At 65.2% G+C, this 17,495-nt stretch carries 15 protein-coding genes, 1 tRNA gene and 1 pseudogene; 4 read left to right on the top strand and 13 right to left on the bottom strand.

Annotated features, from left to right (window positions below; all coding sequences use genetic code 11):
• Window positions 1-7: 7 nt before the first annotated feature.
• The 6 genes from A9975_RS33960 to A9975_RS33935 all read right to left on the bottom strand — a co-directional run bounded on the left by A9975_RS33960 (window position 8) and on the right by A9975_RS33935 (window position 7,973).
• A complete protein-coding gene (locus A9975_RS33960; RefSeq protein ID WP_183036567.1) occupies window positions 8-1,498 on the bottom strand; it encodes a TolC family outer membrane protein in 1,491 nt (496 codons plus the stop codon).
• A gap of 123 nt (window positions 1,499-1,621) precedes the next feature.
• The gene (locus A9975_RS33955) at window positions 1,622-1,945 is read right to left on the bottom strand and encodes a rhodanese-like domain-containing protein (protein ID WP_043348625.1); all 324 of its coding nucleotides are present in this window, start codon (window positions 1,943-1,945) and stop codon (window positions 1,622-1,624) included.
• A gap of 14 nt (window positions 1,946-1,959) precedes the next feature.
• The gene (locus A9975_RS33950; protein WP_183036566.1) at window positions 1,960-2,613 is read right to left on the bottom strand and encodes a protein-L-isoaspartate O-methyltransferase; all 654 of its coding nucleotides are present in this window, start codon (window positions 2,611-2,613) and stop codon (window positions 1,960-1,962) included.
• 219 nt (window positions 2,614-2,832) lie between these two features.
• Window positions 2,833-6,039 carry an efflux RND transporter permease subunit gene (locus A9975_RS33945; RefSeq protein ID WP_183036565.1) on the bottom strand — a complete coding sequence of 1,069 codons (3,207 nt, stop codon included), beginning with the start codon at window positions 6,037-6,039 and terminating at the stop codon, window positions 2,833-2,835.
• 12 nt (window positions 6,040-6,051) lie between these two features.
• Complete coding sequence (locus A9975_RS33940) at window positions 6,052-7,185, bottom strand: efflux RND transporter periplasmic adaptor subunit (RefSeq protein WP_183036564.1); 1,134 nt, start codon at window positions 7,183-7,185, stop codon at window positions 6,052-6,054.
• On the bottom strand, window positions 7,182-7,973 hold the full coding sequence (locus tag A9975_RS33935; protein WP_183036563.1) for a TetR/AcrR family transcriptional regulator: 792 nt from the start codon (window positions 7,971-7,973) through the stop codon (window positions 7,182-7,184). The genes A9975_RS33940 and A9975_RS33935 overlap by 4 nt, the downstream gene beginning before the upstream one ends.
• Window positions 7,974-8,140: 167 nt before the next feature.
• Here A9975_RS33935 and A9975_RS33930 point away from each other — a divergent pair, with 167 nt between their 5' ends.
• From A9975_RS33930 to A9975_RS33920, 3 genes are all read left to right on the top strand, one after another.
• Window positions 8,141-8,425, top strand: a complete 285-nt coding sequence (locus A9975_RS33930; protein ID WP_183036562.1) for a YkgJ family cysteine cluster protein — start codon at window positions 8,141-8,143, stop codon at window positions 8,423-8,425.
• 19 nt (window positions 8,426-8,444) lie between these two features.
• Window positions 8,445-9,005 (top strand): DUF1439 domain-containing protein, encoded by a 561-nt coding sequence (locus A9975_RS33925; RefSeq protein ID WP_183036561.1) that lies wholly within the window; start codon window positions 8,445-8,447, stop codon window positions 9,003-9,005.
• A 195-nt stretch (window positions 9,006-9,200) separates the two neighbouring features.
• Window positions 9,201-10,082 carry an undecaprenyl-diphosphate phosphatase gene (locus tag A9975_RS33920; RefSeq protein ID WP_150984085.1) on the top strand — a complete coding sequence of 294 codons (882 nt, stop codon included), beginning with the start codon at window positions 9,201-9,203 and terminating at the stop codon, window positions 10,080-10,082.
• 194 nt (window positions 10,083-10,276) lie between these two features.
• Here A9975_RS33920 and A9975_RS33915 read toward each other — a convergent pair.
• From A9975_RS33915 to A9975_RS33890, 6 genes and pseudogenes are all read right to left on the bottom strand, one after another.
• A pseudogene (locus tag A9975_RS33915) lies at window positions 10,277-10,500 on the bottom strand (IS5/IS1182 family transposase); the annotation flags it as partial.
• Between the two features lie 303 nt (window positions 10,501-10,803).
• Window positions 10,804-11,562 carry a class I SAM-dependent methyltransferase gene (locus tag A9975_RS33910; RefSeq protein ID WP_183036560.1) on the bottom strand — a complete coding sequence of 253 codons (759 nt, stop codon included), beginning with the start codon at window positions 11,560-11,562 and terminating at the stop codon, window positions 10,804-10,806.
• Window positions 11,563-11,646: 84 nt separating this feature from the next.
• On the bottom strand, window positions 11,647-12,414 hold the full coding sequence (gene trmB / locus A9975_RS33905; RefSeq protein WP_183036559.1) for a tRNA (guanosine(46)-N7)-methyltransferase TrmB: 768 nt from the start codon (window positions 12,412-12,414) through the stop codon (window positions 11,647-11,649).
• A 75-nt stretch (window positions 12,415-12,489) separates the two neighbouring features.
• A tRNA-Gly gene (locus tag A9975_RS33900) sits at window positions 12,490-12,564 on the bottom strand.
• 129 nt (window positions 12,565-12,693) lie between these two features.
• Window positions 12,694-14,316 carry a methyl-accepting chemotaxis protein gene (locus tag A9975_RS33895; protein ID WP_183036558.1) on the bottom strand — a complete coding sequence of 541 codons (1,623 nt, stop codon included), beginning with the start codon at window positions 14,314-14,316 and terminating at the stop codon, window positions 12,694-12,696.
• A gap of 147 nt (window positions 14,317-14,463) precedes the next feature.
• Entirely contained in the window at window positions 14,464-15,381 is a 918-nt protein-coding gene (locus A9975_RS33890) for an aldose epimerase (RefSeq protein ID WP_183036557.1), read from the bottom strand.
• Between the two features lie 273 nt (window positions 15,382-15,654).
• Here A9975_RS33890 and A9975_RS33885 point away from each other — a divergent pair, with 273 nt between their 5' ends.
• Complete coding sequence (locus A9975_RS33885; protein WP_183036556.1) at window positions 15,655-16,140, top strand: cupin domain-containing protein; 486 nt, start codon at window positions 15,655-15,657, stop codon at window positions 16,138-16,140.
• A 45-nt stretch (window positions 16,141-16,185) separates the two neighbouring features.
• On the opposite strand, the gene A9975_RS33880 is transcribed toward A9975_RS33885, so the two are convergent.
• Window positions 16,186-17,400, bottom strand: a complete 1,215-nt coding sequence (locus tag A9975_RS33880) for a polyhydroxyalkanoate depolymerase (RefSeq protein ID WP_183036555.1) — start codon at window positions 17,398-17,400, stop codon at window positions 16,186-16,188.
• Window positions 17,401-17,495 lie beyond the last annotated feature (95 nt).

Genomic DNA, 17,495 nt, shown 5'->3' with positions numbered 1-17,495 from the left:
TTCACATTCAGCTGCGCGGCGCGGGCGCTGCCGCAATCGCTTCCTTGCTGCGTGTGGCGGCGCGCTTTGCCGGCGGCGTGCCTGCCGGCGATGCCGTGCCAAGCTTGACCTTCTCCGGCAGCTTGTACATCGAGCCTGGGGTTGAGGTCAGCAGGGTGTTGATCTGCACGACATCGTCCTCGGTCAGGGCGCCGGTAGCGGCCTTCAGGCGCAGCCCGTTCATGATGGTGTCGTAGCGCGCCTTGGCCAGGTCGCGGCGGGTGGAGAACAACTGCGCTTCGGCGTTCAGCACGTCGATGTTGATGCGCACGCCGACTTCGTAGCCGAGCTGGTTGGATTCCACGGCGCTCTGTGCGGAATGCTCGGCGGCTTCCAGTGCCTTGACCTGGGCGAGCCCGTTGGACACGCCCGAGTAGGTTTGGCGCGCGCTCTGGGCTGCGGTGCGGCGGGCAAACTCGAGGTCACTGGCGGCCTTGTCGGCCAGCGCGGCGGTTTCACGCACGCGCGACTGGATCTGGCCACCGGTGTAGATCGGCACGCTCAGTTGCACGCCGATCTGGGCGCTGTTGTAGCGGCTGGAAATATTGACCTGCTGCGCGGCGTTGCCGGTGGAGTTGACGAAGCCGTACGACGCGACCAGGTCGACCGAGGGCAGGTGGCCGGAACGTGCCTTGTTGTACTCGCGCTGGGCAGAGTCGAGGTTGTAGCGCGCCAGGCCCACCTGCGGGTTGGTGTTTTCGGCCTGGCTGGCCCAGGTGTTCACATCGGGCGGCTGCGGACCGGGCAGCGTGGCGGCGGTGCGCAATCCGAGCAGCTCGTCGACCGGCTTGCTGGTGATCTGCTGCAGGTTGGCGCGCCGGATTTCGAGGTCGCTCTGCGCCGCGATCTCGGTCGAGGTGGCGAGGTCGTAGCGGGCCTGCGCGTCGTTGGCATCGGTGATGGTGGCGGTGCCGACCTCAAAGTTGCGCTTGGCCTGCGCCAGTTGCTCGCCGATGGCTTTTTTCTGCGCGCCGGCCAGGTAGAGGTTGTCCTGCGCGGCCAGCACGTCGAAGTAGGCCTGCGAGGTGCGGGTGATCAGGTCGAGCTGCGCCTGGCTGAAAGTCACCTCGCCAGCCAGCGCGGCCAGTTCGCCCTGCTTGTAGGTTTCCCAGCGGTCCCAGCGAAACAGAGGCTGGATCAGTTGCAGCGACCAGTTATTGTTGTTGATAAAGCGGTCCGACACCAAGGGCACGGTCTGGTCCACATTGGTGCGCGTGGCGTTTAGCGTGCCGCTGACCTGCGGCAGCAAGCCGGAGCGTCCCTGGGGCAGCTTTTCCTGACTGGCCACCAGCTGCGCGCGCGCGCTGGCGAACTGCGCGTCGTTGGCCTGCGCATCGCGGTAGACCTGGAGCAGGTCGGCGCCATGCGCGGCTGGCAGATGCAGTAGCGCAAGCAGGGAACCCGTCAGTGCCAGGCGCGTCTTGGGCACGCCCCGCGCAGGGAAAAGCGCAAACCTCATGACATCTCCAGTCTGCCGGGCATCGGGCGCGCGGCTAACGTTTCTAACGATCAGCGTTCAAGGGAATTGGCGCCGCGGGAGGCCGGCGCCCTGGGAGTGATGCTTGCTGTGCTCTTGCTGTGCTCAGTACTTCGGCATGGCCGGGTCGACCTGCTCGGCCCAGGCGTGCACGCCACCGGTCAGGTTGTAGACCTTGGCAAAGCCTTGCCGCTCGAGGAAGCTTGCCACCTGCATGCTGCGCGCGCCGTGATGGCAGATGCAGACGATGTCTGCGTCTTCGTCAAGCTCGCCGGCACGTGCCGGGATCTGGCCCATCGGGATATGCGTGATGCCGGGCATGGCGCAGGTCTGCACCTCCCAGCCTTCGCGTACGTCGAGCAGCACCGGCTGCGGCCGGCTGGCGTCCGCCAGCCATTGCACCAGTTCGGGTGCGTTGATTACCTGCATGTCTTGTTTCCCGCTCAGAAATGGAAGCGCGACGGCTGCTCGGCGCCCATCAGCGGCGTGACGGCGGTCTCGAACAGGTTGACAGTCTTGTACTCGTTCTCGCTCACGCGCGTGATGATCTGCGCTTCCATGGCCGGCAGCGCGCCGACGAAGGCCGCAATGCGCCCGCCGACCTTGACTTGCGACAGGATGGAGGCGGGCACCGAGGGCAACGCGCCAGAAATGCAGATCACGTCGTAGGGGGCGCTCGCGGCCCAGCCAGTGGCGGCATTGCCTTGGGCCACGTCGACATTGGTCACGCCGGCGTCGGCCAGGTTCTTGCGGGCCAGCTCGGCCAGTTCCGGCAAGATGTCCACGGTCAGCACGTGGCGCGCGCGGTGGGCGAGCAGGGCAGCCATGTAGCCGGAGCCGGCGCCGATTTCCAGCACTTGTTCATGCTTGCGCACGGCCAGGTCCTGCAGGATGCGGGCTTCCACGCGCGGGGCCAGCATGTTCTGGCCGCCCGGCAGCGGGATTTCCATGTCGACGAAGGCCAGCGCGGCGTAGGCCTGCGGCACGAACTGTTCCCGCTTGACCACTGCCAGCAGGTCCAGGATTTCCTGATCCAGCACATCCCAAGGGCGGATTTGCTGTTCGATCATATTGAATCGGGCTTTCTCGAGGTCCATCTTGCCATTCCTTCCAATGCCAACCGCTAATCAGTTCAGAGTTCCGGCCGCGCGGTGCGAGGGGCCGGGGAAATCCGTCAAACCTGATATTTTAACCCCGCGCCATGACAGTTGCCCAAGCGCGTGGCCCAAGTTGTGGCCTCCATGCCGCAGTCCGGCCATGGCTGAGGCATTCCGGGCTGGTTCCAGTCCCGCCCGGGGCTTTTGGGGCGGCTTGCCTCATTCCGCGCTTGCTGGCTTGTGCGCCGCCGTGTCGTCGGCTGCCGGCGCGGTGGCGGGAGTTGCCTGGGCTTGCTTGCCGCGCCACTTGCGGCCCAGCCATGCGCTGAAGTCGTCGAGGTACGTATAGATCACCGGAACCACTACCAGGGTCAGGATCGACGAGGTGATGATGCCGCCGATCACCGTCTGGCCCATCGGCGCGCGTTGCTCGGCGCCTTCGCCCAGGCTGAAGGCCAGCGGCACCATGCCGAAGATCATGGCCAGCGTGGTCATCAGGATCGGCCGCAGCCGCACCCGGGCGGCGGCAACCAGCGCGGCCTCGCGCGACATCGGCGGCTGGCCGTCGGTGCCGCGCCGGGCCTGGTTGGCAAAATCCACCAGCAGGATCGCGTTCTTGGTCACCAGCCCCATCAGCATGATGAAGCCGATGATGGAGAACATGTTGAGCGTGGAGCGGAACAGCAGCAGCGCCGCGAATACGCCCACCAGCGTGAGCGGCAGCGAAGTCATGATGGCGATCGGCTGGAAGAAGCTGGCGAACTGCGAGGCCAGGATCATGTAGATGAAGATCACCGCCAGCGCCAGCGCCGACACCGCGAAGCCGAACGACTCGTTCATCGACTTGGTGGAGCCGCCGAAGCGGTACTTGTAGCCCGCCGGCCAGTTCATGCCATCCAGCGCCGCCTTGACCTCGCGTGCCACTTCGCCTTGCGAGCGCCCGGCGGTATTCGCGGTCAGCTCCACTTCGCGGGAGAGATCGCGCCGGCTGATCTGGTTGGCGCCGGTGGTGGGCACCAGCTCGGCGATCTGGCGCAGGGGCACCATGCGCGGCGAGCCGTCGGTGTTGGTCTGGTTGCTGGCGATCATCAGCGCGCTGAGATCCGCCATGCCGGTGCGGGCGTCCTTGGGCAGGCGCACGCGCACGTCGTAGTTCTGGTCGTCGGGGGCGCGCCATGAGCTGATGGCGTCGCCGGCCAGCAGCGGGCGCAGCGCATTGCCGATCTGCACGATGCCCACGCCCAGGTCGGACGCAAGCTCGCGGCGGATGCGCACTTCCACGGTGGGGCGGTCGTCCTTCATGCTGGAGTCGAGGTCGGTCAGGCCGCGCACCGCGGCCATGTGCCGGCTGGCTTCCAGCGACAGGCGCCGCAGCGTTTCCAGGTCGTCGCCCTGGATCGACACCTGCAGTGCCTTCTGACCGCCGGCGCCATCCGGCATGCCGACCATGGTCAGCGTGATGCCGGCGATGCTGGCCATGCGCTCCCGGATCATCGGGTTAAGCTCTTTGGTGGTGAGTTTGCGTGCGCGGCGCTCGGTCAGGCGCACCGACACCAGCGCGTTGTTGCGCCCGGAGGTATTGCCCGAGTTGATGGTGGCGTAGGTGTAGGCCACCTCGGGGAAGGTCTTGAGCGCGGCTTCCACCTGCCGGACCTTGGCTTCGGTAACGGCCAGGGAGGTGCCCACCGGCGTGGTGAAGCCCACCTGGGTTTCGCCCAGGTCGGCGGCCGGTACGAATTCCGTGCCGATCAGCGGCACCAGCGCGAAGCTGCCCAAGAACGTCACCACCGCGATGATGGCGGTGGCCAGCCGGTGCTTGAGCGCCCAGCCCAGCATCGAGCCATAGCCGTGGCCGAGCGCATCCATGCGCGCCGAGAACCAGTCCAGCATGCGGCCCACAGTGCGGCCGTACAGGCTCTTCTTGTTGCCGGTGCCGTGCAGGTCGGGATCGTGCCAGACCGAGGACAGCATCGGGTCCAGCGTGAACGAGACGAACATGGAGATCAGCACCGCCGCCACCACGGTCACGCCGAACTGGTGGAAGAAGCGGCCGATGATGCCGCCCATGAACCCCACCGGCAGGAACACCGCCACGATGGAGAAGGTGGTGGCCAGCACCGCCAGCCCGATCTCGTTGGTGCCATCGAGCGCCGCCGTGCGATGGTTCTTGCCCATCAGGTTGTGCCGCACGATGTTCTCGCGCACCACGATGGCATCGTCGATCAACAGGCCCACGCACAGCGACAGCGCCATCAACGTGATCACGTTGAGCGTGAAGCCAAACATGTACATCACACCGAACGTGCCGATCAGCGCGATCGGCAGGGTCAGCCCGGTGATGACCGTGCTGCGCCACGAGCCGAGGAACAGGAAGACGATGGCCACCGTCAGGAAGGCGCCTTCGAGCAGGGTGGAGCGGACTTCCTTGACGCTGCTGCGGATGCCGCGCGCGGCGTCGTTGACCACGGTGAGCTGCACGCCCGCGGGCAGCAGCTTGCGCACCTCATCGGTCATCTTGATCAGGCCATCGACGGTGTCGACCGTGTTCTGGCCCTGTGCCTTCACCACCGCCAGGAACAGCGCGCGCTTGCCGTCCAGCATGGCCAGGCTCTCCTGCTCCTCCTCGCCGTCGCGCACGTCGGCGACCTGCTCCAGCGTAACCGGCTGGCCAGCCCGGCGCGCCACGATGATGTGGCGGAAGGCATCCGGCGTGATGACGCGGCCCTTGATCTGCACCACCGTCTCGGTGGAGGTGGAGCGCAGCTCGCCCGCGGGTAGTTCCTGGTTCTCGTTGCGGATGGCGTCCATCACCTGGTTCACGCCGATGCCGAGCGCCTCCAGCTGGGCGGGGCGGATACGGATCTCCACCTCGCGCTTGGTGCCGCCAACGAGGCTGATGGCGCCCACGCCGCGCACGGTCTCCAGCCGCTTGCGCACGATCTGGTCGGCGATGGTGGTCAGCTCGCGCTGCGTGCGCTCGGCCCCCGGCGCGTTCGACACGGACAGGTAGAACACCGGTGCGTCCGACGGGTCGTAGCGCAGCACGCGCGGGTCTTTCACCTCGTCGCGGAACTGCGGGCGGATCAGCGCGATCTTGTCGCGCACGTCCTGCGCGGCCTGGCCGACATCGACGGACAGGTCGAACTTGATCACCACCACCGAGGTGCCTTGGTAGGAGTGCGAGAAAATCTCGTCGATGCCCGAGATGGTGTTGACGATTTCCTCGATCTTGCGGGTGACATCGGACTCCACCGATTCCGGCGCGGCGCCGGGGTACTCGGTCTGCACCACGACGATGGGGAAGGTGATGTCCGGGAACTGGTCAACCGGCAGGCGCTGGTAGGAGAACAGGCCGATCACGATGAAGGCCATCATCATCATGGTGGCCAGCACCGGGTTGTGGATGGACAGGCGGGTGAACCACATGGGCGGGGGCTCCTACGCCTTGACCAGCTTGACGCGGCTGCCCGCGCGCAGGGTGCCGAGGTTGTTGCGCACCACCTTGGCGCCGGTGGCCAGGCCGCTGGTGATTTCCACCAGCCCGCTCGCATCGTCGCTGATGCCAAGCTTGACCTGGCGCTCAGCCAGCACGTCATTCTCTACGCTATAGACGAACGCGCGCTCGCCATCGTTGCGCACTGCTGTGGCTGGCACCGCCACCACGCCGGCGTGGTGGCCGAGCACCAGCGAGCCCTGGGCGAACATGCCCGCGCGCAGGCGCGCCTCGGGGTTGTCCACCCGCACATAGACCATGATGCTGCGCGTGCCCTGGCTTACCGCCGGGTTGATGCGCACCAGCTTGCCCTCGAAGCGGCCGCTGCCTTCCACGTCGAGCTGCACGGCCTGGCCGATGGCAACGCGTGCCACATCCGCCATGGGGATCGGCGCCTCGAGTTCCAGCGCGCGCAGGTCGACCACGTCGATCAGGCGCGTGTCGGGCGAGACCTTCTCGCCCGGCTGCACCGCGCGCGCGGCTACCAGGCCATCCAGCGGTGATTTGACGATGGTGTCGGCGAGCGCCTTTTGCGCGACTTCAAGGCCGCCCTGGGCGGCATCGAGATTGGCGTGCGCCACGTCCAGGTTGCTCTGGAAGTTGTCGAAGGCGGTCTTTGAGATAAAGCCCTTGGCCACCAGCTCACGATTGCGCTCGAAGGTCTGCTTGGAATTCTCATACTGGCCACGCGCCGCCAGCATCTGCCCGCGCGCCTGCGCGACCTTGGCCTGGTACTCGGTTGCCTCGATGCGCACGATGACCTGGCCGGCGCGCACGGCTTCGCCCTCGCGCACCAGCACTTGCAGTACCTCGCCCGCGACCTTGGCCTTGACCGAGGCCTGGTTGAGCGCCCGCAGCCCGCCCGACAGCGGCAGCGACACGCGCAAGTCTTGCGTGGTGGCCTCGACCAGGTCGGATGGCAGGAACTCCACCAGGTCTTGCACCGCGGCAGCCGGGGCCACCGGGGCCGCGCCGGGCTTGCCATTGCTTGCCTTGCGCACGGCGGCGGCGGCGCTGAGCACGGCAACCACCGCGATGGTGGCGATCGCGGCGATCAGGATCTTCTTGCGTCGGGTCATGCGGTCTCCGGCGGCGGCGCTGGGATCTCCCGCGCGGCCTGCTGCCCCTGCGCTTGTGCCAGGGCTTCTTGTTGTAGCTGTTCCCAGACGTAGGGGCCGACCTTGGGCGGCAGCGGGGTATCGCGCGCCGCGCCGGTGGTCAGGCCGAACAGCAACATCTGGAGCAAGTTGTCGAGGAATGCCTCGGGGTCGATCTCGATGCGCGACGACGCGCTGAACGCACGCTGCCACAGCATCAGGAACATCAGCGGCGCGCAGATCAGCGTTGTGGTCGGGTTGGCCGGCATGTCGCGCAACTCGCCACGCGCCACGCCGCGCTTGAGCACGCGCGCGAACAACTCATCGCCCGGCAGCACCACTTCCTCGTGGTAGAACTGGGCAATGTCAGGAAAATGGCTGGATTCGGCCATGATCAGCTTGGTCAGGCCGGCCACCGGCGTCGCCCCGACCAGGCCCCACCAGCCGCGCAGCAATTCCCTTAGCAACTCCGGCGTCGAGCCCTGGTAGTTCTCCACCAGGTCGATGCCCCTGGCCAGCGTCGGCACCAGGTTTTCGCGCACCACCGTCTTGAACAGCTCTTCCTTATTAGCAAAGTACAGATAGACGGTGCCCTTGGACACGCCCGCCGCGGCGGCGACATCTTCCAGCCGGGTGGCCGCATAGCCGCGATCGACGAAGAGATCGAGCGCGGCGGCCACCAGTTCCTGTGGGCGCGCTGCCTTGCGGCGAGCCCAGCGTTTGGTGTTGGCGGATTCCTGATTCTGGCTCTGGCCTGGCGGGTTTTTCACTGGGGCGCTGTGCACCTCTGCGGGGAGCAATCCGCATGAGCTGCAAATAAATAACTCATGGGTCAGTAATGTAGTGGACAGGAATCCGGCGGTCAAGCGCGGGGAGGGCCGTACGGCTTGGGGCACAATATGGTCTGCCGGGCGTCGTCCGCGCCTGAACCATTGCCATGTCCCCTCAGTCAGAACTCTCTTGCCGGCCCGATTGTGGCGCTTGTTGCACCGCGCCCTCCATCACCTCGCCGATTCCCGGCATGCCCGGCGGCAAGCCGGCCGGCATACCCTGCGTGCAGTTGCTGCCTGATCGGCGCTGCGCGATTTTTGGCGAGCCCACGCGGCCGGCATTTTGCGCCGGGCTCAAGCCCTCTGCCGACATGTGCGGCGAAACCCGCGGGCAAGCGCTGGCGTGGCTGACGCAGCTTGAGGTTGCCACCGCGCCTGGCCGCGCCGCCTGAACCCGCAAGGAACAAACAGATGGTCATGATCAATCGCCGGCGCTGGCTGGCAGCAAGCGCCAGCGCCGCGCTGGCCGCGGCACTCGTGGGCTGCGGCATGATGGGCAACGACTACACCTTCTCGCAGAGCCAGCTGCAATCGGCCCTGGAGCGCAAGTTCCCGTTCAACAAGCGCTATATGGAGCTGTTCGACATCCAGCTCGCCAACCCGCAGCTCACGTTAGATCCCAGCCGCAACCGGGTGAACGTGCAGTTCGACGCGACGGTGAACAACCGCCTGTTCTCCGGCGAGCCGATGACCGGCCGCTTTGCGCTGGACAGCGGGCTGCGCTACGACCCGGCCAGCCGCGCGGTGGTGCTGCAGGACCCGCAGGTCCAGCAATTCGACGTCAAAGGCCTGCCGCCTCAGCTCACGCGCCAGTTCAACGCGCTCGGCGGCATCCTTGCGGAGCAGTTGCTGCAAGGCTATCCGCTCTATACCTTCCGTCCCGACGAGCTGCGCCTCGCCGGCGCCAGTGTCGAACCCGGTACAATCACCGTTTTGCCCAATGGGATCAACGTCAAGATCAATCGGCCTTGATGACGCGCCGCGCCCAGGCATGCACCTTGCGCAGCCACTGCGGTGTCATGGTCGTGGCGGATAGTTGTGATCCCTGGCGCGTGGCTGATGGCATAAGGCTGACGGTTGCCCGTTTCCCTCTTGCCCGCCTGTCCTTGGCTTTTCCTTGGCTTTTCCTTCGCTCTTCCATTCAGCATTCCACACATTCCAATCAGCATGGATATTGCCCTCGCCCTGAAAGCCGTGATCCTCGGCATCGTCGAAGGACTGACCGAGTTTCTGCCCATCTCCAGCACAGGCCACCTGATCCTCGCCGGCCAGCTGCTCGACTTCAATGATGAAAAGGGCAAGATCTTCGAGATCGTGATCCAGTTCGGTGCCATCCTGGCGGTTTGCTGGGAGTTCCGCCATCGCATCGTCACCGTGGTGGGCGGACTGGCCACCGATGAAAAGGCCCGGCGTTTTGCCATCAACGTGATCGTTGCCACCGTGCCGGCGATCGTGCTGGCGCTGGTATTCGGCAAGTGGATCAAGGCTCACCTGTTTAACCCGATCACCGTGGCCACCGCATTTATCGTTGGTGGTGTGGTGATCCTGTGGGCCGAATGGCGGGAAAGCCATCGCGGCCAGGTATCGCACCCGCAGGGCAATGCGCTGCTGGAGGCCGCCAAGGCCGGCGCGCCGCGGATCGAGTCGGTAGACGACCTGAACTGGCGCGATGCGATCAAGGTCGGGTTGGCGCAGTGTTTCGCGCTGATCCCGGGCACCTCGCGCTCCGGCGCCACCATCATCGGCGGCATGTTGTTCGGGCTGTCGCGCCAGGTAGCCACCGAGTTTTCCTTCTTCCTGGCGATCCCGGTGATATTCGGTGCCACCGTCTATGAACTGTATAAGTCGCGCGCGCTGCTGTCCGCCGACGACCTGGGCATCTTCGGCATCGGCTTCGTCTTCGCCTTCCTGTCTGCCTTCTTGTGTGTGCGTTGGCTGCTGCGCTTTGTCGCCACCCATGACTTCAAGCCGTTTGCCTGGTACCGGATCATTTTCGGCATCGTTGTGCTGGCGACGGCATACTCTGGGCTGATCGCCTGGCATGCCTGACATGGGCTGCGGCAAATGAAAATGGCGTGGCTCGCGGCCACGCCTCAGATTGCTGACCAACCCCACGTTTTCAGGGTGTGGCGTTTTCTGTTGGTGGCGGGACGGCTATCAGGCTAAGTTGTGACTGGCCGGAGTGATCACGGCTAGATGGGAGAGAATCGCGTTAAGACGTCGTTGTAGCCCAGAGAGAGGTCTCATTCACGTAAAAAAGCGCGAGTACAGGGCAATTTCTTGATGTTCTGCTCCGCCGCCGCCAGCAAGCATTGCTCGACAGCCTTGCGTAGCTCACGCATGCGGGCACACACCGATGGTTTGTGTAGTTCCCTCGCGTCGGCGAATCGGCGCTCTACTGTCTCCCCACGGTCTCGTTGCGCAGGGCATGAAATCGTTTGCCCCGTTCGGCCAGCCGCCTGGTATCCCCACACGGTCCTAGTCACGCTCGCACACATGTCGCCCCCCACCTTGTTCGCACTCGAAATCGACCGCGGCAGCGATCTTGCGCAAGAGGTGATCGGCCGGAACCAAGGAATCCAGCGCCACCATCTACAGCTTGTACTCTGGTAAGGGGCGGGTGCTATTGGCACCGTTCCATCATGAAGCAAGCCTTCCGTGTTGGGGGTACGAATGGGCTGTGAAGCAGCGTGACAGCAAGCGGTCAATCACCTCGGCCTTTCCATCCTCAATCCCGTGTGCCCAAAAATAGTACGCTGCGAGATTTGTTCTAGCGTGCTTCGCGCACCGCTGTCACGAAATACCCAAGCGGGTCTTCCTGTGAGCCTAGGCCAAGCCTATCTGAGATGTGTGCGGCAAAGAGCATGCACGCTGCGGTCAGGCCGGTGGGAATTGAGAGTGGAAGGGTCCAGATCAAGGATGTCTTGCGAACTGGCTTGAGCAGTCGGATGGTAAGAACAATCAACTTACTGGCGATGGCTCCGACGTCGTTCCCTCGCTCGATAATCTTTATGGCGGCGAATCCATGAGAACTCAGGAGCCCTTCTAATCGTTCTCTTGTGAAGCGGTGATAGTCGTGTGGGATGTGGTGCCGACGCGCAGACCATGGAACGGATAGCAGCAGAGTAGCTTCATCCTTCAATATGCGGGCTATTTCCTCGACTACCAGTTCTGGCTCTTCCGCGTGCTCCAGCACCTCAATGCACATTACACCATCAAATGACGAATCACTGAACGGCATCGATTTGCCATCATAGTAGGTGATGTCGGGGCGGTTGGCTCGCATGCCGAATGTCGCCGACTCTCCGACATCGAGTCCGCGATAACGGCAGTCGTTCGGCAGCCATTCCCGCCACGGCGACTCCCCGGCACCAACATCCAGCACGTCACCATGCAGGCAGGATATTGAAGGGCGAAGGTACTTAACTATGGAGCCAAGCTGAAGATCCACAAGGCAGCGCACGGCAAAGAGAAATCGATTGCTCGATGGAGGCTTTACCGAAATCGGCTGAAAAACTTCCGTGGTCATCGCTCTTTCGTTTGTGTGTCGCAAGCTACTATTCTATCGTAGCTCACCAAAGTCGCTTGGGGCGTTTCCGCAGCTTCAGGTCACTCATGCCCGCTTGCGGAACACCACGTCCCACACGCCATGGCCCAGCCGCACGCCGCGGCGCTCGAACTTGGTCACCGGGCGGTAGTCCGGCCGCGGCGCAAAGCCGCCGGGGGCGTCCGAGGTGTTGGCCAGGGTGGGTTCACCCGACAGCACTTCCACCATCTGGTGGGCATACTCTTCCCAGTCGGTCGCGCAGTGCAGGTAGCCGCCCGGCTTCAGCCGGTTGGCCAGCAGCTTGACCAGCGGCGGCTGCACCAGGCGCCGCTTGTTGTGGCGCTTCTTGTGCCACGGGTCGGGGAAGAAGATATGCACGCCGTCCAGGCAGGATTCCGTCAGCATGTGCGCGATGACCTCCACGGCGTCATGCGGCATGATCCGCACATTGCCGATCTCGCGCTCGCCCAGCAGCTTGAGCAGGGCGCCCACGCCGGGTTCATGCACCTCGCAGCCCAGGAAATTGTCCTGAGGGCGTAGTTGCGCGATATGCGCGGTGGTCTCGCCCATGCCGAACCCGATCTCGAGGATCGCTGGCGCGGCGCGGCCGAACGTCGCTTCCCAGTCGAGCGGCTGCGGTGCGTAGGGCAGGATGAAGCGCGGCCCCAGGTCATCGATGGCACGCTGCTGGCCGGTGGAGGTTCGCCCCGCGCGGCGCACGAAGGAACGGATGCGGCGCGGATGCGCCACGTCGCTGCCGTCGGCAGCCTCGGCGGGCGCTTTGTCAGCGTCGTCGGCTGGCGTCGGATCGGAACTGGGGTCTTGGGGGAGCATGGCAACAAAAAAGCCGCCGGGCGATCCTGATCGGGCATGCGACCAGTGGCGAAGGCGGCTCGTCTCAATCTGATGTGGAGCGGGCGATGGGAATCGAACCCACGTCTTTAGCTTGGGAAGCTAAGGTAATAGCCATTATACGACGCCCGCAAGAAGCGCGATTCTACGCGGGATTCCGCGGCGAGCGCAAGGTGCGCAGGTGCCGGATCCTCTGAAAAGTGCACTATCTCGCGCTCTGGCGCACCGGCGGAACCGGTGCGCCGGGGCCTGCGTGGCCCCTTAGACGCCAAACGCCGGCGTGGCACCGGCGACGTTCCGGGCCCGATCCGGCTGGCCAGATCCGTTCCCGCCGATCCGGAACACGGCCACCGCCGCCGACAGCCGGCGCGCCTGCTCCTCCAGCGAGCCGGCTGCCGCGGCCGCTTGCTCGACCAGCGCGGCGTTCTGCTGCGTCACTTCGTCCATCTGGGCGACGGCGACGTTGACCTGGTCGATGCCGCTGCTCTGCTCGGCCGACGCGGCGGCGATTTCGTTCATGATGTCGCTGACGCGGGCGATGGCGCTGACGATTTCCGCCATGGTTGTGCCGGATCGCTCCACCAGCTCCGCGCCGGATGCCACGCGCGAGGTCGATGCGCCGATCAGGCCCTTGATTTCCTTGGCGGCGCCCGCGCTGCGCTGGGCGAGCGAGCGCACCTCGGTGGCGACCACGGCGAAACCGCGCCCTTGCTCGCCCGCGCGAGCCGCTTCCACCGCCGCGTTCAGCGCCAGGATGTTGGTCTGGAAGGCGATGCTCTCGATCACGCCGACGATGTCCCCGATCTTGCGCGAGTCCGCGACGATGTTGTGCATGGTGCCGACCACTTGCTGCGTGAGCTCGCCACCTTGCGCGGCCAGCCCGGATGCCCCTTGCGCCAGCTGGCTGGCCGCTTTGGCGTTCTCGGCGGTCTGCTTCACGGTGGAGGTGAGTTCTTCCATGCTGGCCGCCGTTTGCTCGAGTGAAGCCGCTTGTTCTTCCGTGCGCTGGGACAAGTCGGTGTTGCCGGCGGAGATTTCCCGTACGCCGACATTGATCGATTCGGTGCCGCTGCGCACGGTGCCAACCGTCCCGATCAGCGAGGCCTGCATCTGCTGCAGCGCGGCGCTGAGCTTGCCCATTTCGTTGTCGCCGGCGGCGACGACCTCGCCGGTCAGGTCGCCGGCCGCGATGCGGTTGAAGCGCGCGATGGCCGCATTGACCGGATCCACGATGGCGCGCATCAGCGCCGCTCGTCCTGCCCATGAGAGCAGCAGCGCGGCAACCAGGCCGATGGCTACCGTCGTACTGACCGCCTTGAAGCGGTCCTGCGCTTGCTGGTAGCGTTGCGCGCCGCGATCGAGCTGGAGCTTCTCCAGCGCCAGCATGGCCTTTTCATAGGCGCTGTAAAGCGGCGGCAGCTTGTGCGCCTGCTGCTTCAGGAACGCCGTCTTGTCGCCAGCCTTGAGCGCGGTGAGCGCAGGGTTGATGCCTTCGCTCAGGAACTTCGCGCGCTTGTCCTGCATGTCCTTGATGAGGCGTTGCTCTTCTTCGCCGTTGCCGGCGCCGCTGAGATAGTGCGCGAAGCGCTCGTTCGAGGCCTTCAGGTATTGATCAAAACGCTTGAGTACTGCGTCGGCGCCTTCCTGGTCGTTCAGGTCGGAGAGCGAGGCATAGGTGGCCAGCGCCAGCCGCAAGCGCAGCAGCTGGCCAGCGCTGCCTTCCAGGTCCGCGACGGCGGGCGTGTCGATGGTGTACATCTGTTGCAGCGAAGCATTGCCTGCGCGCATTGACAACAATCCGGCCGCGGCGCCCACCACCAATGCCAGTCCGAAAAAAACGACCATGAGGCTGAGATAGCCCCGTATGGACAGGTGCTTCAACATTGTCTTCCTCCCTTAGCGTACGCCGATCGGTTGTCCGGCGGCGTCGCCTCGTGGTCGAGGCGCGCTGTGCCGAAGCGCCTCTGGGTGACGTGGGCGCTATTTCGATCAACGGCCGATCGGGGGAAAACTTGAAGGCGCGATGGCGCCTTATGGAGCCACCCGCAGCCGGCAGACCGCCGCTTCCTCCTGGCCCGGCGCGAGCCAGCGCAACCCCGTGCCGTGGTGGATGGCGTTGGGCAGGCCGAGCCATGGTTCCACGCAGTAGAAGTCGGAGTCGACGCGCTCCGACCAGGTGGTGACCGCGAACCAGGGCGTGCTGCCCGGCGTGTCCAGCTCGATCACCAGCTTGCGGCCATGCGGGGCGGTGGCATCGGGCGGCGTGGCCAGCGTGCAGTGGCGCTGCGCTGCAGGCTGCGTATTCAGGACGTGAAAGGTGTCTTGCAGCCGTGGGTCGTCGAGCCGATAGGTCTCGGCACCCTTGCCCTTCGCCTCCAGCGAGCCGTCGGGGCGCTGGCGCATCAGTTCCGCGGCCGGCATGGCCAGCGTGGAAGCGGCGCGCGCCTGGTGGGCAAGCGGGAAGTAGAAGTGGTGGCCAGCGTAGTAAGGCAGGGCCTGCTCGCCGGCATTGCGTGTGCGCAATGTGGCTTCGAGGTTGTCGTCGCTCAGCCGGTAGGTGACCTCGAACAGGAACTCGAAGGGGTAGGCCGCGCGCGTTGCGTCCGACGCTTGCAGCGTCATGGTCAGGCTGCGTCCCGCCTCAAACCGCGTGACCGCGAAGGGCAGGTCGCGCGCGAAGCCGTGGATCGGCAGCGCGCGCACGGTGCCGCTGGCGTCTCTCCATGCGCCGGGCACGCTGTCGACGAAGTGCCTGGCAATGAAGGGGAACAGTATCGGGTTGCCGCCACGCACGCGGGCTAGTTGGGACCAGTCGGCGTTCTCCGGCCAGTAAAGAATGTCCTCGCCGCGATGCACCCAGCGCACCAGGCGGGCGCCGAACTGCGGGGCGAGCAGCATGTAACTGGAATCGTCTCCGACCCGGATCAGTTCCTGGCCTTGGAAATGCATAGAATTGAGAGGCAGCATGCAAGTTGCGGCGGGAGTGGGCATCGCTGCATGATAGCCGTCAACGCGCCTTGCCGCGGCACCTGTGCGGTGCCTGGTCGCGCCCCCGACGGGTGCAGAGACGTCGGGCGTTCATCAGGCATGTGCCTTTCGCGGCGATCGGTGCGCCACATTCGGACCGGTTCTTGCCGCTTTCGGCGCTGCGTGGGCACGCGGCCGCTGGCGTGAATGTTGCGTCGCAGCGCAGAGCGTTTCCCTCAGCGAAAGGAGCTTGTCATGGCCGAGTCCCTCAGCAAGTCCACCGCGTCCGCCGGCGATGCCGCCACGGATGCCTCCTCCACGAAGTTCTCCCACGTGCGCCCGCAAGACACTGCCTTCGTTGACCAGGGTTTGCGCGATTTCTTCCTGTATCGCGACCTGGGTATTGCAGAGGCCACTGGCGGCAAGCTGCTGGTGCAACTGGTCAAGGCCAACCAGCCGCCCGAGCAAGGCACCGGCTGGCACCGGCACGAGGCGCAGTTCCATGTGGTGCTGATGCTCAAGGGCTGGGCGCGCTTCATGTACGAGGACAAGGAGACACTGGTGGCGACTGGCGATTGCGTGCACCAGCGCCCCGGCATCACGCATTTTCTGTTCGACTACTCGCCGGACATGGAGTACCTGGAGATCGTGGGACCGGCGGACTTTGGCACCGTCGACGTCGAGGGCCCGTGCGCGGTGCCGGCGGTGACGCCGTGGCCGGCGGACCAAAACGCAGCCTAGGCACCTGGCTACCTGGCCGCGCCGCGCGGTCTTATGCGTTCAACCTCACGCGTTCATATAGACGGCGTTGCGCACTAGCGGATAGACCTGCGAATCCCAGCGCTTGCCGTTGAACACGCCGTAATGCCCCACGCCGGTTTGCACGTGGTGCATGCGCATATAGGGCCGCAGGCTGCCGCACAGTTCCTGCGCGGCCATGGTCTGCCCGATGGAGCAGATATCGTCGCGCTCGCCCTCCACCGTGAGCAGCGCCGTGCGCTGGATCGCGTGCGGGTTCACGCGGCGCCCGCCTACGTCCAGCAGGCCCTGCGCCAGCAGGAATTCCTGGAACACCATGCTCACGGTTTCGAGATAGAACTCCGCGCTCAGGTCCATGGTGGCGAAGTACTCTTCATAGAACACCTGGATCGCATCCGCGCGATCATGCTGGCCGCTGGCACGCAGATCGTAGAGGTCGCGGAAAGCCTGCTGGTGGCGCTCGCTGTTCATGCTCATGAAGGCGATCAGCTGCATGAAGCCGGGGTAGACGCGGCGCATCGCGCCGGCAAAGCGAAACGGGACGTAGCTGGTGAGCGAGCGCTCGAACCATTCGATGGGCTGGCTGGTGGCGAGCTCATTGACCTTGGTCGGGTTGATGCGCGCGTCGATGGGGCCGGCCATCAGGATCACGCTCGGCGGCTGTGCCGGATCGCTATCCTCCGCCATCAACGCCACGGCGGCGAGCGCCGCCACGGTGGGCTGGCACACCGCCATCAGGTGCGTGCCGCCGCCCAGCACGCGCAGGAAATCGATCAGATGGTAGACGTACTCGTCAAAGCCAAAGCGGCCGTGCGCCAGCGAGATGTCGCGCGGGTTGTGCCAGTCAGTGATGTAGACATCGTGATCGCGCAGCATGGTCTGCACGGTGCCGCGCAGCAACGTGGCAAAGTGGCCCGACATGGGCGCCACCAGCAGCACGCGCGGGTGGCCGGAGACGCCGTGCTTGCGAAAGTGCAGCAGCGAGCAGAACGGCGTGCTCGCGGTCACTTCCTCCGTAACCTGTACCGGTGTGCCGTTCACCATGACGCTGTCAATGGCAAAGGGCGGGCGATGGTGCGTCAGGCGGCTCAGTGCGAGCACCTCGCAGGCCGCGCGCGTGGCAAGCATCGGCTCGCATCCTGCCATGCGCGGATTTTCTGCAAGCGTGTTCGACACCATGTCGGCCAGGCAGCAGGCGGGATGCATGAGATCCGCATAAGTCTGGTACACCTGATACAGCATGGCTGGCCCCTTTTTATGCGTTGACCTCATCAGCCGCAATATGCGTGCCACGGCGAATTGCGTTGGCATGAGGCTTGCGGGCCTGCCCGTATGAT

This window comes from Cupriavidus sp. UME77 (assembly GCF_014170355.1).
Classification (GTDB): Bacteria; Pseudomonadota; Gammaproteobacteria; order Burkholderiales; family Burkholderiaceae; genus Cupriavidus; species Cupriavidus basilensis.
Note: the sequence above shows the minus strand (reverse complement) of the source record. Positions and strands in the feature narration are given on the sequence as shown.